A 14,743-nucleotide genomic window follows, 5' to 3' on the forward strand; every position below is an offset into this window, starting at 1 on the left:
CCGTTCTCCCCGAGAATCTCCTCCGGGCTCTTATACTGTTTCAGTAGGTCATCGATTACAGCAAGGTCAATGGTCATGGCAACTCCTTGGGGTAAGTGGATTTACCCCGAAATGACCATTTACACAAACCTTTTTACACCCCCGAAGACGTAAGGGGACTGGCTCCACCGGGTGCCTGTCCCCCTTGCCTTGCTGTTACCCCGATCTTAAAATCCGGAGGCCGAAGTTAACAAGATCGGGCTCGATCTAAAAATCCGGAGGCCGAAGTTAACAAGATTGGCCTCGATCTAAAAATCCGGAGGCCGAAGTTAACAAGATTGGCCTCGATCTAAAAATCTGAAGGCCGAAGTTAACAAGATCGGGCTCGATCTAAAAATCTGGAGGCCGAAGTTAACAAGATTGGGCGCGATCTAAAAATCTGGAGGCCGAAGTTAACAAGATCGGGCTCGATCTAAAAATCTGAAGGCCGAAGTTAACAAGATCGGGCTCGATCTAAAAATCTGGAGGCCGAAGTTAACAAGATCGGGCTCGATCTAAAAATCTGGAGGCCGAAGTTAACAAGATTGGGCGCGATCTAAAAATCTGGAGGCCGATCTTAACAAGGTCGGGCTCGATCTTAAAATCCGGAGGCCGACCTTAACAAGTCGGGGCGCCTTTGCTGTAGGTAGGATTAACGATCTGATGCTTGGCAACGTCCCCTCCCGCAAAAAGACAAAAGCCTTTCCCCTAGATTTCTTGTCAAACGCCGATCCACTGATAGTGGTGCCAGGTCTTGCAAAATGACTTTTACGACAGCTAAGGCCAACAGTACAAGACCTAGCATCGGTTCCTCTGGCACCGGTCCGCTAACTCCCGAATTGTCTGTAGTATATGATTTTGTGCATTTTTTGTGACTTAACTCACCAGATTAGAGTGTGTATTTAGTTGTGCATTCATGAATGCTGGTATAATGTCTACCGTGCTTTATGTCAGTTTGAATAACTCCCGGTAGCATGCCGTACGGCGCCTATGAGTGAGATATGCACAACATCGACATAAATGTGAATGTGATGACGCCTGGCCCTGAAATGGAGATGGTGCAAAAGGCCAAGGAGGCTTTGGGAGAAGGAGGACTGAAGTCCGTCCGGTTCCCGGAACCGCTGGAATCCGCCTTCAACGAGTACTACCGCGAGAAAACCCTGAAACACGTTAGGGTCGCACTCCTGACCGGGTTCATTCTGTACGCGGTCTTCGGGCTGGTGGACGGCCTGCTCCTGCCTGCGGACCGGGCCCACATGTGGTTCATCCGCTACGCCGTGGTCTGCCCCACGGTCATGGCCGGCCTTGCATTCACCTACCTTCCCCATCTCCGGCGTTTCATGCAGCCGGTCGTCTCGCTGGTGATGCTGGTCGGGAGCCTCGGCATCGTCTCCATGGTCTACTACGACCCGACCCCCACCAAGAATTACTACTACTCCGGTATTTTGCTCCTCATCATGGGTGCCTTCACCTTCGTAAGCCTCAGACTCCGTTACGCGGTCTGCTGGGCCATGGCCACCACGCTGGCATACGAGGCTGTGGCCATCTTCTTCAACCACACCGACGTCACTATCCTCATTCAGAACACCTTCAGCATCGTCGCCACCATCATCATCGGGGCCTTCTCCAATTCGCTGATGGAAAATTACCTGCGCCGCGACTTCCTGAACGCGAACCTGCTCGAGTACGAAAACCGGCAGCTCCAGAATGCGACCCTGGAATTGCGCAGGCTTTCCATCTCGGACCCGCTGACCAGCCTGGGCAACCGCCGCCAATTCGAGGTGATGCTGGACCAGGAATGGCTGCGCGCCGTCCGCTCCGAGGCCCCCATAGCGCTCATCTTCTTCGACATCGACTTCTTCAAGTTCTTCAACGACAACTACGGACACCAGGCTGGCGACAATTGCCTCAAACTCGTGGCGCAGGAACTCGGAGGGTTTGCCAGGCGCCCCGGAGACACCGCGGCGCGCTACGGCGGCGAGGAGTTCGTTTTGCTGCTTTCCGGGGTCGGCCTTGACGATGCGGCGTCCATCGCGGAGTCCTGTCGTAAAGCCGTGGAGGCCCTCCAGGTCCCTCACAGTCATTCTCCGGTTGCCCGGGTGGTCACGGTCAGCGCCGGTGTCGCTGCCATGTGTCCGGACCGGGACGCGAGCAGGTCCCAGCTCGTCGAAGCTGCGGACAAGGCGCTGTACCGGGCCAAGCTGAAAGGGCGCAACCGGGTGGTCTCCTCCAAGAAGGAGCCGGGAAAGAGAGTGAGGCAGGTTTACCCGCACGCCGTCAACTGAATCAGCTCTCAAGCCCACCCCTGTCACCCGCCGCAGAGTTCATCACCTCACTCGGGAAAATCCTGCCCGACCGCTCCCAGAACCGGATCAGGTCATTCGTCCTGCTTGACCTCTCATTTCCTGCCGTTATGATCCTTGTGTCGGTTTATCACTAAGAGAGCAACACGGAGAACGGCATGGAAACGATGACGAGATTCAAAGCACTGGTCGTGGAGAAAGGGGCGGACAATACCTTCACCAGGAGCCTTAAGCAGCGTGACATAAACGAACTGGGGGCGGGGGAGCTTTTGGTGCGGGTGCGCTATTCTTCGCTCAATTACAAGGACGCCCTCTCCGCCACCGGCCATCCCGGCGTGACCAGGCAGTTCCCGCACACACCGGGGATCGATGCCGCGGGCGAGGTCGCTTCCTGCAGCGACGGCAGCTTCGCGCCGGGCGCCCAGGTGGTGGTCACCGGGCACGACCTCGGCATGGAGACCGACGGAGGGTGGGGCGAGTACATCCGCGTCCCCTCGTCATGGGGGGTGCCGCTTCCTGCCGGGCTTTCCCTGCGCGAGAGCATGATTCTCGGGACCGCCGGGTTCACGGCAGGGCTGTCGGTGTTGAAACTGGAGTGGGCGGGGGTGAGGCCGGAAAGCGGCGACGTCCTGGTCACCGGTGCGACCGGCGGGGTCGGGAGCATGGCGGTGAGCATCCTGGCCAAGGCGGGGTACCGCGTCGTGGCCGCCACGGGCAAGGCGGCCGACGAGGGTTTTCTGCGGGACTTGGGCGCGGCGGAGGTGATCTCCCGCGCCGAAGTGATGGCGGGGGCGGAGCGAGCCCTGATGAAGGAACGTTGGGCGGGGGCCGTCGACGTGGTCGGGGGAGAGATGCTCGCCGCGGTGCTGAAATCCACGCGCTACGGCGGTACGGTCACCTGCTGCGGTCTGGTCGGCTCCGCTGAACTCCCGGTCAACGTCCATCCCTTCATCCTGCGCGCAGTCACCCTGGTCGGGATCGACTCCTCGCGCTGCCCGAGCGCCACGCGGCTCGAGGTGTGGCAACGGCTCGCCGGTCCGTGGCGCCCCGCACTCCTGGGCCAGATGGCGACCGAGGTGACGCTGGAGGGTCTGGAGGATGAGATCAGTCGGATTCTCCGGGGTGGCGTCAGGGGGAGGGTGGTGGTGCAGCTGTAAGCTCTGCTGCCGCGGGCAAAAATAAAGGCCAGTCCGGGTGCGGGCTGGCCTTTACTTGTGAAGGGGCTCAGGAAATCGGGATGCGGTGCCCCGTGCCGCGTTGCTGTTGCGGCTTTGGTAGCCGGATGGTGAGGACCCCGTTGTTCAGGTCCGCCCTGATCTTTTCTTCCTGCACCGGATACGGCAGCACCACGCTGCGGGAGAAGCTGCCGTAGCGGCACTCGGAGAGGAAGCCTCCCGCGGCCCCTTTCCCCTCGCGTACGACCTTCTTTTCACCCCTGATGGTGAGGCGCCGGTCCACCAGTTCGACGCTGAAATCTTCCTTCTTCATCCCCGGCACTTCGGCTCGGATCACGAGTTCCTCGGCGGTTTCGTGCATGTCGACCAGCGGGCCGCCGCGCTGCATGAACGCGGGAATCACGTCGGCGGTGAGGTTCTCCAGCGTTCGTTCCTCTTTCTTCGCGGGCACCAGGTTGTTCAGCAGGGTGCCCACCTTGTCCTGTACATGTTCAAGGGCGTCACGCCACTTCTCAGGTACCAGGCTTGCCATCCCTCATTCACCTCCTGTGCAACGTCTTTAGCTCACCTGCACCTCGATGCGCCGCGGCTTGGCGATTTCGGCCTTGGGTATGCGCAGTGTCAGTATGCCGTTGGCGAAATCGGCCTTGGCCTGGCCGTGGTCGAGGCTCTCCGGAATGGTGAACTGGCGGAAATAACTGCCCAGTTCGAACTCGCGGTAGACCGGAGTGCCCGCCATGGTGTGCGATGCGGGTGCGCTGATGGTGAGTACTCCCTTCTCCACGTTGACGTCGATGCTCTCTTTGGCTGCGCCCGGGAGATCGGCGGTGACGAAAAGACCTTCGTCGGTTTCGATGATGTTTACTGCCGGGCGTATGAATCTCTCGTTCGACCTCGTTTCTTCACGCGGTTGTACGTTCATTTCGTCGTTTCTTTCGGTCAAGCTGTTGGGTGCCATATCGATGACCTCCTCTTCACAGTATTTCCGGCTTTAGGAAAGCTTGATTTCGATCCGTTTCGGCTTGGCGTGCTCCGCCTTGGCCAGGGTCACGGTCATGATGCCGTCCTTGCACCGGGCGCTAATCCTGTTGGCGTCGATGTCGACCGGGAGCTCGAGGGTGCGGCTGAATTTGCCGGAGCCGAGCTCGCTGCGGTGCACGACCCCTTTCACCTCGGCGAAAGGCTTGCGCTCGCCGCTGATGGTCAGGGTGTTTCTGAGGACCGAGAGGTCCACATCTTTGGGGTCCACCCCGGGGATCAGGGCTTCCACGTAGACGTTGCCCTCATCCTCGCTGAAGTTGACCATCGGGAAGCGACGGGTGGTCACCGGCGAGAGGAACGTCGGACCAAAGGAACGGTTCACTCCTACGCCGCGGAAGGCTTCGTCGATCTCTCTTCTCAGGTTGTCCAGTTCTCTGAAAACATCCCAACTTGCCATGTGATTTACCTCCTTTCGGTGAGTCGAATTTCTGAGAGTAAGATAATCACTGTTTTTGCGCTGTCAAGGGGGGGGCGTGTGAGGCCATCGTCCTGGTGCGGTGCTTTGGGGGGGGCTTTCGGAGGGGAGGGCGCGCGATATACTCTAGCCATTCCGGCCGGGAGGTGGCGCATGCATTCGATCGGCAACGAGGCATTGTTTGACCTGCGCAAGGTCGCTTTCCTTTGTTCCCGCAAGTTTCCCCAGGAGGCGGCGGAGAAGGCGTGTCGCTGGGCGGAGGCGCAACGCGAGGCCGGCAACTGCGTCATCTCCGGCTACCATTCCCCGATCGAGAAGGAGGTGCTCTGCAGGCTGCTGCAGGGAAACCAGCCCATCATCATCGCCCTGGCTCAGGGGCTGAACCGGCTGGACTCGCAATGGGAGCGACACCTGGCGGCGGGGCGCCTCCTGGTGATATCCCGCTACGCCCAGAGTGTGAGTCATCCCTGCGAGTCGAAGTGCTATCAGCGCAACAAGATGATGATCGACCTCGCCGACACCGTTGTCATAGCCCATGCGTCTCCTGGCGGAAGTCTGGAGCGGCTGTGCTCGGAGCACCGAGGCAAAGTGGTTCTGCTGTAACGCGGCTGGCTCTGAAATTTCTAAAAATAAAAATATTGACAATCGCGAGCCCCTCCTCTATAAAAGAAAACAACTTTCAAAACCAACTGTGACATTGGTCCATCTGGCAATTCCATCCCCCAGTCAATCAAAGGTTTAGCTCTGGAAGTGGCGATGTCTTGACTCTCGCAATGCGGGGTTTTTCTGTCACTGTATTCCCGGGTTGATGCTCTGAAAGTGAATGTCATTGTACTGATGACGTTCTCAGGGCACGAGATTCCGATTACGGACAAATGGCGCAGCGTCACTGTGTTACCGACAGCGATGCAACGACTCAAGGGAGTATTGTTTTTTTTCTCCAATGAATGAAATCGGTTTTCAGTTTTGAATGAACGGGCCGATAGACCACAAGTAGTGAATAACAATCAACTGGATACGGCAACTTGTTCCAGATTTTGCAGTCAAAGCCGGCGGAGTCGAAGCAATTATAAGAGGAGGGGGTTATGGTCAAAGTGAAGAAGGTCGCCGTGAGCGGCATGCTCCTTTTGGGGAGCCTTTTTATGACATCGGGGGCTGCCTTCGCGCTGCATCCCGAGCTGGTGGTGCCGGAAAAGGTGGAGTGCAACGTGAAGGCGTGCCAGGAAATCATGCGCCTGGGCAACAAGTACCAGGTGGAGGGGCTCTTTTCCAAGGAGTTCCAGGAAGGAAAAGCGCAATGCTCCCGCATGGACGTGGCGCTGGCGGTGCATCTTCTCACCGAGAAGATGGCGGAGAAGGTGGTCAAGGAGGGGAACCAGGCGGTGGACAAGGAGGACCTGGTGCTCCTGAGCGACCTCAAGGAGGAACTGCGCGCCGAGATGCTCCTGGTCGGCACCAGGACCTTCCAGTCGCGCCATGAGGACCTGGGAACCAAGTTCACCGCCCTGACCAAGAACATCGCCCTCTCGGGCGGGATGGTGGGCGTGCTGCAAGGGTCGATCGGCAACAAGCCCAAGGACTCTACGGACGTGGTAGGGCGGGCTGATCTCGTGTTCAACTTCAAGGTGGGTGAGAACACCATCGCGGTCATCGACGTCGAGGCGACCGGCGGCGACGGCGTCGACGCCAGGGTCCCCTCCTTCTCCGGGATGAACGGCGTGGCCGGTTCGACCGGCGACCGGGTCCGCTTCCGCGAGGCATGGATCGAGCACTCCGCTCTCAGCGACCGCCTCCTGCTTACCGCGGGCAAGGTCGATCTCTCCAACTACTTCGACACCAACGCCGTTGCGGGCGACGAAAACAGCCAGTTCCTCTCCGGCGCCTTCGTTCATTCCGCCGTGCTTCCCTTCCCGGCCAACGGCCCGGGTGCGCGGATCCAGGCCAAGCTGGCGGAGCCCCTTACTTTCGGAGTCGGCTACGGCAGCGGCGACGCCGACAGCGCGAACGACTCGGACAGCAACGACATCTTCGATCACGGCTTCGGCATCGCAGAACTTGCCTACAAGCACAAGGCGGGCGAACTCGAGGGGAACTACCGGATCTACGGCGCCTTCGATAGCGCACCGGCGGACGGGACCCGCAAGCTGGTCGGCAAAAGCGCCTACGGCCTGGGAGTCAGCTTCGACCAGCAGGTCACCGACAAGCTCACCCTCTTCGCCCGCTATGGCCAGCGCGACAAGGATGTCTACGCGGCAACCCGCGCCTGGAGTGCCGGCGGCCAATACCTGGGGCTCGTCGCCGGCCGCAAGGACGACGTGCTGGGCTTCGCCTACGGGCAGGTGAAGGCGGCGCGTACCGTGGCCGATGCCCAGGAGAAGCTTGCTGAGATCTATTACAGGTACAAGGCAAGCGACCAGATCGAGATCTCGCCTGTGGCGCAGTACCTGGTGCACCCGGCGGGCCTTAGCGGTAACGACGACGTGCTGGCGCTCGCGCTGCGCGCGAAGATCAGCTTCTAGAGAGGCGGACACAAGGGGGGCGGCGCCACCCGACGCCGCTTGTACGGCACACAGTAAAGGAGCGTGGATGATACCTCTGGGACTTTTAAGCGCAGGCGAAAACGGCGAGATCGTCGAGATCGTGTTCGGCAAGGGGGAGGCGGGTCGCGCCGGGAGCGCCGAACAGGATAAGAGCATGGTCCGGGTCGAGGAGATGGGGCTTCGGATCGGCAAGAACGTTGAAATGCTGACCAACGGCGGCAGCACCATCCTGCTCAGGGTGGACGAGGCGCGGATCGCCCTGGCCCGCCGCATGGCGATGAAAATCATGGTGAGGAGATAGCGAGATGAATCTGGCAAGGCTGAAGCCCGGGCAGAAGGGGACCATCACCTCGATCGGGTCGATCGGACCTTTGAAAAGGCGGCTCATGGATATGGGGGTGTTGGTGGGTGAAGAGGTCAAGGTGCTCAAGGTGGCACCCATGGGCGACCCCATCGAGGTGAGCATCAAGAGCTACAACCTGTCCCTCAGGAAGAAGGAAGCGGAAGGTATCGCGGTGGAGGTGGCGGGATGAGCACGCAGTTGAAGTACAAGGACGAGGAGTCAGACGGCGAGATCTCCGGGCGCAGCGCCGAGGCGCGCGTCATCACCGTGGCAGTCGCGGGCAACCCGAATTCCGGCAAGTCCACGCTGATCAACGCCATCGCCGGCACCAGGCTCCACGTCGGCAACTGGGCCGGGGTGACCGTGGAGAAGAAGGAGGCCCTCTTCGACTTCGGCGGCAGGAAGATCCGCCTGGTCGACCTTCCCGGGACCTACTCGCTCTCCCCCTACTCGCAGGAGGAGATCGTGGCGCGGGATTACCTGGTCCACGAGCGCCCGGATCTCATCATCAACGTGGTGGATGCCACCAACCTGGAGCGCAACCTCTACCTCACCGTGCAGATCATGGAACTGGGCATCCCCGTGGTCATGGCGCTCAATATCTACGACGAGGCGCAGGAGAAGGGATACCGGATCGACGGCAAGGCGATGGAAGAGATGCTTGGTATCGCGGTGGTTCCCACTTCGGCCACCAGGAAGACCGGGCTCGACCAGTTGCTCGACACTGCGCTGCGGGTGGCTGACGCCCCGAAGCAGCGGGTCCCGAAAAAGCTCAACTACGGTGAGGACATCGAGGTCGCCTGCGACTACCTGGCCAAGTCCTTCCGCACCAGTTATCCGGCGCTGACCGACAGCTACCCGCAGCGCTGGCTGCTCTTGAAGCTCATGGAGCAGGACAGCCACGTCATGAGGGAACTGGACCTGGACGACCTCGACTTCCTGGACCAGGCGCTGCACCACCTGAGGAAGGCCCACGGCGAGGACATCGAGTCTATCATGGCCGACGCCCGCTACTCGCTCGCCTCCGGGCTGACCCGCGAAGTGCTGCACAAGCCAGAGCTGCGCCCTACCGAGATCACCGAGAAGATCGACAAGATCGTGCTGAACCGTTTCCTGGGGATCCCGATCTTCATGGCCGCCATGTGGCTGCTGTTCAAGCTCACCTTCGACCTGTCCGCCCCGTTTGGGGCCTGGCTCGGCTCCATGACCGACGGTCCATTCAAGCGTTGGGCCTCCGCCCTGCTGACCCCTCTGGGGGCGCCGGACTGGACCGTGTCGCTGGTGAACGACGGGGTGATCGCCGGGGTGGGCTCGGTCATCGTCTTCGTGCCGGTCATCTTCGCCATGATGTTCTTCATCACCTTCCTGGAGGGGAGCGGCTACATGGCGCGCGCCGCCTTCGTGATGGACCGCACCATGCACGCCATAGGCCTGCACGGCAAATCATTCATACCGATGCTGCTCGGTTTCGGCTGCAACGTCCCGGGGATCTACGCGACGCGCACCCTGGAGAACCCCAAGGACAAGGTGCTGACCGCGCTCTTGGTGCCGCTCATGTCCTGCGGCGCGCGCCTGCCGGTGTACGTGGTCTTCGTTTCCGCCTTCTTCCCCAACAACTCCAGCACGGTGATCTGGTCGTTGTACGTGATGGGGATACTGCTCGCGGTGCTGATGGGGCTCATCTTCAAGAAGACGCTGTTCCGCGGCGAGGCCCCCATGTTCATCATGGAGCTCCCCCCCTACCGCATGCCTTCCCTGCACAGCCTCTGCGTGCACACCTGGGAGAAGGGGAAGCACTTCCTGTACAAGGCCGGTACCTATATCTTCGCGGTCTCGATCCTGGTCTGGTTTCTGTTGAACCTTCCCTGGGGGGTCGAGCACAAGCGCGATTCTTACCTGGGGCAGGCGGGCGCTGTGGTGGCGCCGGTGTTCCAGCCCATGGGTTTTGGCACCTGGGAGGCGGCATCGTCCCTGATCTCAGGCGTCATCGCCAAGGAGATCGTGGTCGGCACCATGGGCGAAATCTACGCGCCCAAGAAGGAAGAGCAGGCGGAGGTGCCGACCCTGCAGGAGGATCTGAAGGAGATTGGGGTTTCCTTCGGCGCGGCCTGCAGCAAGGCGGTCAAGACGCTCCTGTATCTGCCGGTACCGGAGGAGAAGGAGAAGGACCGTTCCGCGCTAAAACAGGCGCTGCTGGGGGTATTCACCCCGCTGTCGTCCTACGCCTTCATGGTGTTCGTGCTGCTCTACATGCCCTGCGTGGTGGCGATCGCCGCCATGCGCCAGGAGTTCGGTACCTGGAAATGGGCCGTGGTGGGGCTTGGTTATCAGACCGCGCTGGCCTGGTGCGCCGCGCTGATCGTCTATCAGGGGGGAAGAGTCCTGGGGCTGGGAGGTTGACATGGGAATCGCAGACGCAATCATCGCGGCCCTCCTCGTAGGGGGAGCCTGCTACATCCTGTACGCCACGCTCTGGAAGAAGAAGGGGTGCTGCGGTTGCGAAGGGGGGAGCTGCTGCAAGAAGTAACGCGCTGAAACGACGAGGGCCGGGGAAGTTCCCCGGCCCTTTGCGGTTGGTGGTCGGTTTTTTCAGGCGTAGACGGAGAACCCCTCCGGCGGGTTCACCGCGGCCGCTTGCTGGGCCAGGATGTTGGCCATCTGCATCTGGGCGTTGGCCGCGTTCTTCATCAACTCCATGGAGGCCGACTGCTGGGCGAGAGCAGCGGCGCCTGCTACCTGCATGGTTGCTATGGTGGTTACATCCATAACGTGTCCTCCTGCAGCCCCTTATCTCGGCCGCTGCAGCTCTTTTCGGCAGGGAGGCTGCGATCCTTGAGGGGAAATCGCTCCGCCCTCCCCTTTCCCGCGCCCGGCGGCTATACCTCTACGTTCAGGGTGCTTCCTTTCAGTGTGGTCTCCACCCGGATCTCGCCGGTGAGGGTGCGGTGCACCGGGCATTTCTCCGCGATCTCCAGGAGCTTCTCCCTCTGCTCCAGGTCGAGCTCCCCGATCAACTCAAGCTCCCGTATGAACTTGTCGATGCGTCGGTCCTCGGACTCGCAGTCGCGGCAGTCCTCGGCGTGGATCCTGTGATGGGAAAGCCGCACCAGCGCCTCGACGAGCGGCCACCCCTTGCGCCGGGCGTACATCTGGACGGTCATGGTGGTGCAGGCTGCGAGCGCGGCCATCAGGAACTCGTAGGGGGAGGGCCCCTCGTTGCTGCCGCCGTAACTGACCGGTTCGTCGGCGGTCAGGCTGAAACCGTTGGCGAAGATTTCGGTGCGGAACCCTTCGGCACCGGTGCGGGCGGTGACCCTGTTGTCCGAGGCCTGGGAATCCGGCTGAGCCACGGGCTCGGCCTCGGCCTCGGCCGCGCCGAGATAGCGGGTGGCCCAGGAGGCGATGACCTCCCCCGCATAGCGCGAGTCGGCGCCCTCGGAGAGGAGGTGGTCGGCGCTTCCCAGGGAGATGAAGCTCTTCGGGTGGTGGGCCGCCTGGAAGATCTGGGTCGCGTTGTCGATCTTCACGATGCCGTCTGCCGGTGAATGCAGCACGAGGAGAGCCCCCGCGAGATGTGCCAGGGTCTCGGCGGGACGCTGCGCCTCCAGGTCGTCGAGCAGGCTTTTCCTGATGGTGAAGTCGCTGCCCCCCAGGTTGACCGTCGCCTCTCCTTGCCGCTCGGCCTCTTCGGCCGACTCTCCCAGCAGGCGGCGCAGATGGGAAGGGCTGTAGGGAGCGGCGATGGTGGCCACCGCCGTGGCCGAAGGGATTTCGGCGGCGGCAACGAGCACCGCCGATCCGCCCAGCGAATGACCCACCAGCAGGCGCGGAGCCTGGTACTCGCGCTCCAGAAAACGTGCCGCCGCCACCAGGTCGGATACCTGCGAGGAGAAATCGGTGTCGGCGAAATCCCCCTCGCTCTCGCCCAGCCCCGTGAAGTCGAAACGAAGCACGGCTATGCGCCGGCTGCTCATGGCCCGCGTGATGTTGACCGCCGCCTTGATGTTCTTGGAGCAGGTGAAGCAGTGGGCGAAGATGGCGTAGGCCACCGGGCGCTCGTCGTCCGGGAGTTCCAGCCGGGCCGCCAGCCGGTAGCCGCTTCCGTTGGGAAAGGTGATCTTCTTCGTGTTCATGGCGAACTCCTCGGCGGGGCCGTCCTGGCCGTCGCGCACCCTGCGTTCTCGCAGCCAGGAAAATGATAATTGCGGCCGGTCGCAAGTCAATGGGTTGCCATTTCCCTGCTCATCGACAGGATTACCCCAACGGCAACCTGATGGGGGAAATCCGGATAATGGGATTTGAATCACAACATGGCAACTCTTTGCCTCTTTTCTCTTTAAGGAGAATGAGATATAAACGTAACCTCCATCATTATAATGTAATGCAATGCCATTGGGAGTCAGAAGATGTTTGCAACGTGGTCGATCAAGAAGAGGGTTGTCGTTTCCGTTGTCGCTTTGTGTGTCGCCAGCATCACCATGCTGGGGCTGTTTGCCTACCTGTACCAGATGCACCAGATGCGGGAGGGACTAAAGGACGAAGCCGCCAACAGCGGTCGCCTGTTCGAGGCGATCCTGAAAGGGGACGCCGAGGGGTTGGCCCGCGCCCACGCCGGCCTCGACAAGCTCGACGTGCTGCTTGCTCCCTTTGCCGCAGGCAACAAGGACGCGCTCCTTGCCGCGGCCAAGCCGATATTCGGCGAGATCAAGCAGAACAACAACATCACCCACATGTACTTCATCCAGCCTGACGGCAAGGTGCTGCTGCGGGCGCACAAGCCGGAGCAGGACGGGGACATCCTGAAGCGGGAAACGTTCCTGAAGGCCCAGGCCACCAAGCAGATGGCCTGGGGGCTGGAGATGGGGAAGAACTTCTTCTCGCTGCGCTGCGTGAAGCCCGTCAGCTACCGGGGAAGCGCGCTGGGCTACATGGAGGTGGCCGAGGAGATCGACCACGTCTTCCAGCAGATGAAGCAGATCACCGGTAACGACGTCACCCTCTTTCTCACCGAAGACTTCCTGAAGGGCAAGTCGACGGAGGTGAAGAGCGAGAAAGTCGGCTCCTTCCGCATCCTGTATCCGACCCAGAAGGAAGTGGCGCTCGGACTGGCGGCCAAGGTGCTGCCGGAGATGAACGAAGCGCTCAAGGAGCCGCAGCTTGCCATCGTCTCCCTGAAGGGGGGGAGGTACCTGGTCGGCGTCGGGCCGGTGAAAGACGCCTCCGGCGGGACCGTCGGCATCCTCTTCTCCCACAAGGAGATCAGCCCCCTGTTCGCTACCATGTGGAAGGGGGTGGCGGCGCAGCTGGGGATCTTCATCGCCATCCTGCTTGCCTCCATCGCGATTCTCTACCTGTCGCTCAAGCCGAGCCTGGATCTCTTCACCACGCTGAAGGAACACATAGTCTCCGTTACCACCACGTGGGACCTGAACCGCCGCCTCGAGGTGCAAACCGAGGACGAGATAGGCGCCATGGCCGCGGATTTCAACGCCATGACCGAGAAGCTCGCCCTGATGGTGCGGCAGGTGAGCCACTCCAGCAACGAGCTGGGCGCGGTTTCCGGCAACCTCGTGCAGGTCTCCGGCACGGTCATGGGGGCTGCCGAACAGCAGTCGAGCTCGGTGAACGAGGCCTCCAGCGCCATGACCCAGATCACCGCCTCCATCAAAGGGGTGGCGGGAGCTGTGGAGGGGCTGTCGCAGTCGGCCTCGGAGAGCTCCTCCTCGGTCTTGGAGATGGCTTCCAGCATCGAGGAAGTGGCGCTCAACGCCGAAGCGCTGGCCCAGCAGGTGGACGAGGTCGGCTCGGCGATCATCGAGATGGCCGCTTCAATCAAGCAGGTGGGGAGAAACGCCGACCTGCTCCTCGAAGAAGCCAGCATCAACTCCTCCTCCATCGTGGAAATGGACAGTTCCATCAAGGAGGTGGAGAAGAACGCGCTGAACACGGTGAAGATCTCCGAAGCGGTCAAGCAGGACGCGGAGGTGGGTAAGAGCGCCGTCGACTCCACCATCCTGGGGATCAGGGCCATCAAGGATTCCTCGCGCATCACCTCGGAGGTCATCGCCACCCTTTCCCAGCGCGCCGGCGACATCGGCGCCATACTGTCGGTCATCGACGACGTCGCGGAGCAGACCAACCTCTTGGCCCTCAACGCCGCGATTATCGCGGCCCAGGCCGGCGAGCACGGCAAGGGGTTCGCGGTCGTGGCCGGCGAGATCAAGCAGCTTGCCGAGCGCACCAGCGCCTCCACCAGGAAGATCTCGGACGTGATCAACGGCGTCCTCGAGGAGACCGACCGCGCCGTGGTCGCCATCAGCCAGGCGGAGCAGAACATCGCCCAGGGAGAGGAACTCTCCCGCAGGTCCGGCGAGGCCCTGGAGCAGATCGTTGCCGGCGTGCAGCAGGCGACCGAGCAGGTGAACGGCATCGCCCGGGCCACCGCCGAACAGGCGCGCGGCAGCCTGATGATCAGGGAAACAACCGAAAAGGTCACCACCATGGTGCGCCAGATCGCCATATCGACCCGCGAGCAGGGGGAGGGGAGCAGCCTCGTGCTGAACGCGGTGGAGAAGATGAAGGTGCTCACCGACCAGGTGAAGAACTCCACCCGCGAGCAGAGCAACGTCGGGAACTTCATCGCCCAGTCCACCGAGAACATCACCGAGATGATCCGCCACATCAAGAAGGCCTGCGACGAGCAGAGCAAGGGGGCCGACCAGGTGCTTCCGGCGGTCGAGAGCATCAAGGCCGCCACGGAGACCAACCTCGGCGCGGTCAAGGTGCTCGGCGAAAGCATGTCGGCGCTCGCCGGCCAGATCACCGTCCTGCAAAACGAGATCGACCGCTTCGACGTCTCGTCCAAGGGGTAGATTGCCGACCATCGCAAGACCGTTGACCACTGTAGG

The 14,743-nt window shown here is 61.3% G+C and carries 14 protein-coding genes; 9 read left to right on the top strand and 5 right to left on the bottom strand.

Features of this window, described 5'->3' with window-relative positions:
* Positions 1-1,019: 1,019 nt before the first annotated feature.
* Positions 1,020-2,303, top strand: a complete 1,284-nt coding sequence (locus KOM00_RS03610; protein ID WP_216497473.1) for a GGDEF domain-containing protein — start codon at positions 1,020-1,022, stop codon at positions 2,301-2,303.
* A 176-nt stretch (positions 2,304-2,479) separates the two neighbouring features.
* A complete protein-coding gene (locus KOM00_RS03615; RefSeq protein WP_216497474.1) occupies positions 2,480-3,478 on the top strand; it encodes a YhdH/YhfP family quinone oxidoreductase in 999 nt (332 codons plus the stop codon).
* Between the two features lie 67 nt (positions 3,479-3,545).
* Here the strand turns inward: KOM00_RS03615 and KOM00_RS03620 are convergent, their stop codons facing one another.
* From KOM00_RS03620 to KOM00_RS03630, 3 genes are read right to left on the bottom strand one after another with little or no spacing between them, the layout of a single operon-like run.
* On the bottom strand, positions 3,546-4,028 hold the full coding sequence (locus KOM00_RS03620) for an Hsp20/alpha crystallin family protein (RefSeq protein ID WP_216497475.1): 483 nt from the start codon (positions 4,026-4,028) through the stop codon (positions 3,546-3,548).
* A 27-nt stretch (positions 4,029-4,055) separates the two neighbouring features.
* Complete coding sequence (locus KOM00_RS03625) at positions 4,056-4,454, bottom strand: Hsp20/alpha crystallin family protein (protein ID WP_216497476.1); 399 nt, start codon at positions 4,452-4,454, stop codon at positions 4,056-4,058.
* Positions 4,455-4,487: 33 nt separating this feature from the next.
* A complete protein-coding gene (locus KOM00_RS03630; protein ID WP_216497477.1) occupies positions 4,488-4,934 on the bottom strand; it encodes an Hsp20/alpha crystallin family protein in 447 nt (148 codons plus the stop codon).
* Between the two features lie 171 nt (positions 4,935-5,105).
* Here KOM00_RS03630 and KOM00_RS03635 point away from each other — a divergent pair, with 171 nt between their 5' ends.
* The 6 genes from KOM00_RS03635 (at position 5,106) to KOM00_RS03660 (ending at position 10,362) form a co-directional block, all read left to right on the top strand.
* The gene (locus KOM00_RS03635; RefSeq protein WP_216497478.1) at positions 5,106-5,555 is read left to right on the top strand and encodes a DNA-processing protein DprA; all 450 of its coding nucleotides are present in this window, start codon (positions 5,106-5,108) and stop codon (positions 5,553-5,555) included.
* 482 nt (positions 5,556-6,037) lie between these two features.
* Positions 6,038-7,471 (top strand): carbohydrate porin, encoded by a 1,434-nt coding sequence (locus KOM00_RS03640; protein WP_216497479.1) that lies wholly within the window; start codon positions 6,038-6,040, stop codon positions 7,469-7,471.
* Between the two features lie 67 nt (positions 7,472-7,538).
* On the top strand, positions 7,539-7,793 hold the full coding sequence (locus KOM00_RS03645) for a FeoA family protein (RefSeq protein ID WP_216497480.1): 255 nt from the start codon (positions 7,539-7,541) through the stop codon (positions 7,791-7,793).
* 4 nt (positions 7,794-7,797) lie between these two features.
* Positions 7,798-8,025, top strand: coding sequence for a FeoA family protein (locus KOM00_RS03650; RefSeq protein ID WP_216497481.1), 228 nt, complete (start codon positions 7,798-7,800; stop codon positions 8,023-8,025).
* On the top strand, positions 8,022-10,235 hold the full coding sequence (gene feoB / locus KOM00_RS03655) for a ferrous iron transport protein B (RefSeq protein WP_216497482.1): 2,214 nt from the start codon (positions 8,022-8,024) through the stop codon (positions 10,233-10,235). The genes KOM00_RS03650 and feoB overlap by 4 nt, the downstream gene beginning before the upstream one ends.
* 1 nt (position 10,236) lies before the next feature.
* On the top strand, positions 10,237-10,362 hold the full coding sequence (locus KOM00_RS03660) for a FeoB-associated Cys-rich membrane protein (RefSeq protein WP_216497483.1): 126 nt from the start codon (positions 10,237-10,239) through the stop codon (positions 10,360-10,362).
* A gap of 62 nt (positions 10,363-10,424) precedes the next feature.
* Here the strand turns inward: KOM00_RS03660 and KOM00_RS03665 are convergent, their stop codons facing one another.
* Together KOM00_RS03665 and KOM00_RS03670 are read right to left on the bottom strand one after the other, a co-directional pair.
* Positions 10,425-10,601, bottom strand: coding sequence for a hypothetical protein (locus KOM00_RS03665; protein ID WP_216497484.1), 177 nt, complete (start codon positions 10,599-10,601; stop codon positions 10,425-10,427).
* A 110-nt stretch (positions 10,602-10,711) separates the two neighbouring features.
* Positions 10,712-11,968, bottom strand: a complete 1,257-nt coding sequence (locus KOM00_RS03670; protein WP_216497485.1) for a bifunctional alpha/beta hydrolase/OsmC family protein — start codon at positions 11,966-11,968, stop codon at positions 10,712-10,714.
* A 273-nt stretch (positions 11,969-12,241) separates the two neighbouring features.
* Between KOM00_RS03670 and KOM00_RS03675 the strand changes: the two genes are divergently transcribed.
* On the top strand, positions 12,242-14,707 hold the full coding sequence (locus tag KOM00_RS03675) for a methyl-accepting chemotaxis protein (RefSeq protein WP_216497486.1): 2,466 nt from the start codon (positions 12,242-12,244) through the stop codon (positions 14,705-14,707).
* Positions 14,708-14,743: the final 36 nt, after the last annotated feature.

The sequence above is a fragment of the Geomonas diazotrophica genome, assembly GCF_018919385.1.
Classification (GTDB): Bacteria; Desulfobacterota; Desulfuromonadia; order Geobacterales; family Geobacteraceae; genus Geomonas; species Geomonas diazotrophica.

Coding starts and splice junctions, on each gene's coding strand:
- KOM00_RS03660 (WP_216497483.1), top strand. CDS start 10,237: ATGGGAATCGCAGACGCAATCATCGCGGCCCTCCTCGTAGGGGGAGCC.
- KOM00_RS03640 (WP_216497479.1), top strand. CDS start 6,038: ATGGTCAAAGTGAAGAAGGTCGCCGTGAGCGGCATGCTCCTTTTGGGG.
- KOM00_RS03645 (WP_216497480.1), top strand. CDS start 7,539: ATGATACCTCTGGGACTTTTAAGCGCAGGCGAAAACGGCGAGATCGTC.
- KOM00_RS03650 (WP_216497481.1), top strand. CDS start 7,798: ATGAATCTGGCAAGGCTGAAGCCCGGGCAGAAGGGGACCATCACCTCG.
- KOM00_RS03635 (WP_216497478.1), top strand. CDS start 5,106: ATGCATTCGATCGGCAACGAGGCATTGTTTGACCTGCGCAAGGTCGCT.
- feoB (WP_216497482.1), top strand. CDS start 8,022: ATGAGCACGCAGTTGAAGTACAAGGACGAGGAGTCAGACGGCGAGATC.
- KOM00_RS03665 (WP_216497484.1), bottom strand. CDS start 10,601: ATGGATGTAACCACCATAGCAACCATGCAGGTAGCAGGCGCCGCTGCT.
- KOM00_RS03625 (WP_216497476.1), bottom strand. CDS start 4,454: ATGGCACCCAACAGCTTGACCGAAAGAAACGACGAAATGAACGTACAA.
- KOM00_RS03615 (WP_216497474.1), top strand. CDS start 2,480: ATGGAAACGATGACGAGATTCAAAGCACTGGTCGTGGAGAAAGGGGCG.
- KOM00_RS03620 (WP_216497475.1), bottom strand. CDS start 4,028: ATGGCAAGCCTGGTACCTGAGAAGTGGCGTGACGCCCTTGAACATGTA.
- KOM00_RS03675 (WP_216497486.1), top strand. CDS start 12,242: ATGTTTGCAACGTGGTCGATCAAGAAGAGGGTTGTCGTTTCCGTTGTC.
- KOM00_RS03670 (WP_216497485.1), bottom strand. CDS start 11,968: ATGAACACGAAGAAGATCACCTTTCCCAACGGAAGCGGCTACCGGCTG.
- KOM00_RS03610 (WP_216497473.1), top strand. CDS start 1,020: ATGCACAACATCGACATAAATGTGAATGTGATGACGCCTGGCCCTGAA.
- KOM00_RS03630 (WP_216497477.1), bottom strand. CDS start 4,934: ATGGCAAGTTGGGATGTTTTCAGAGAACTGGACAACCTGAGAAGAGAG.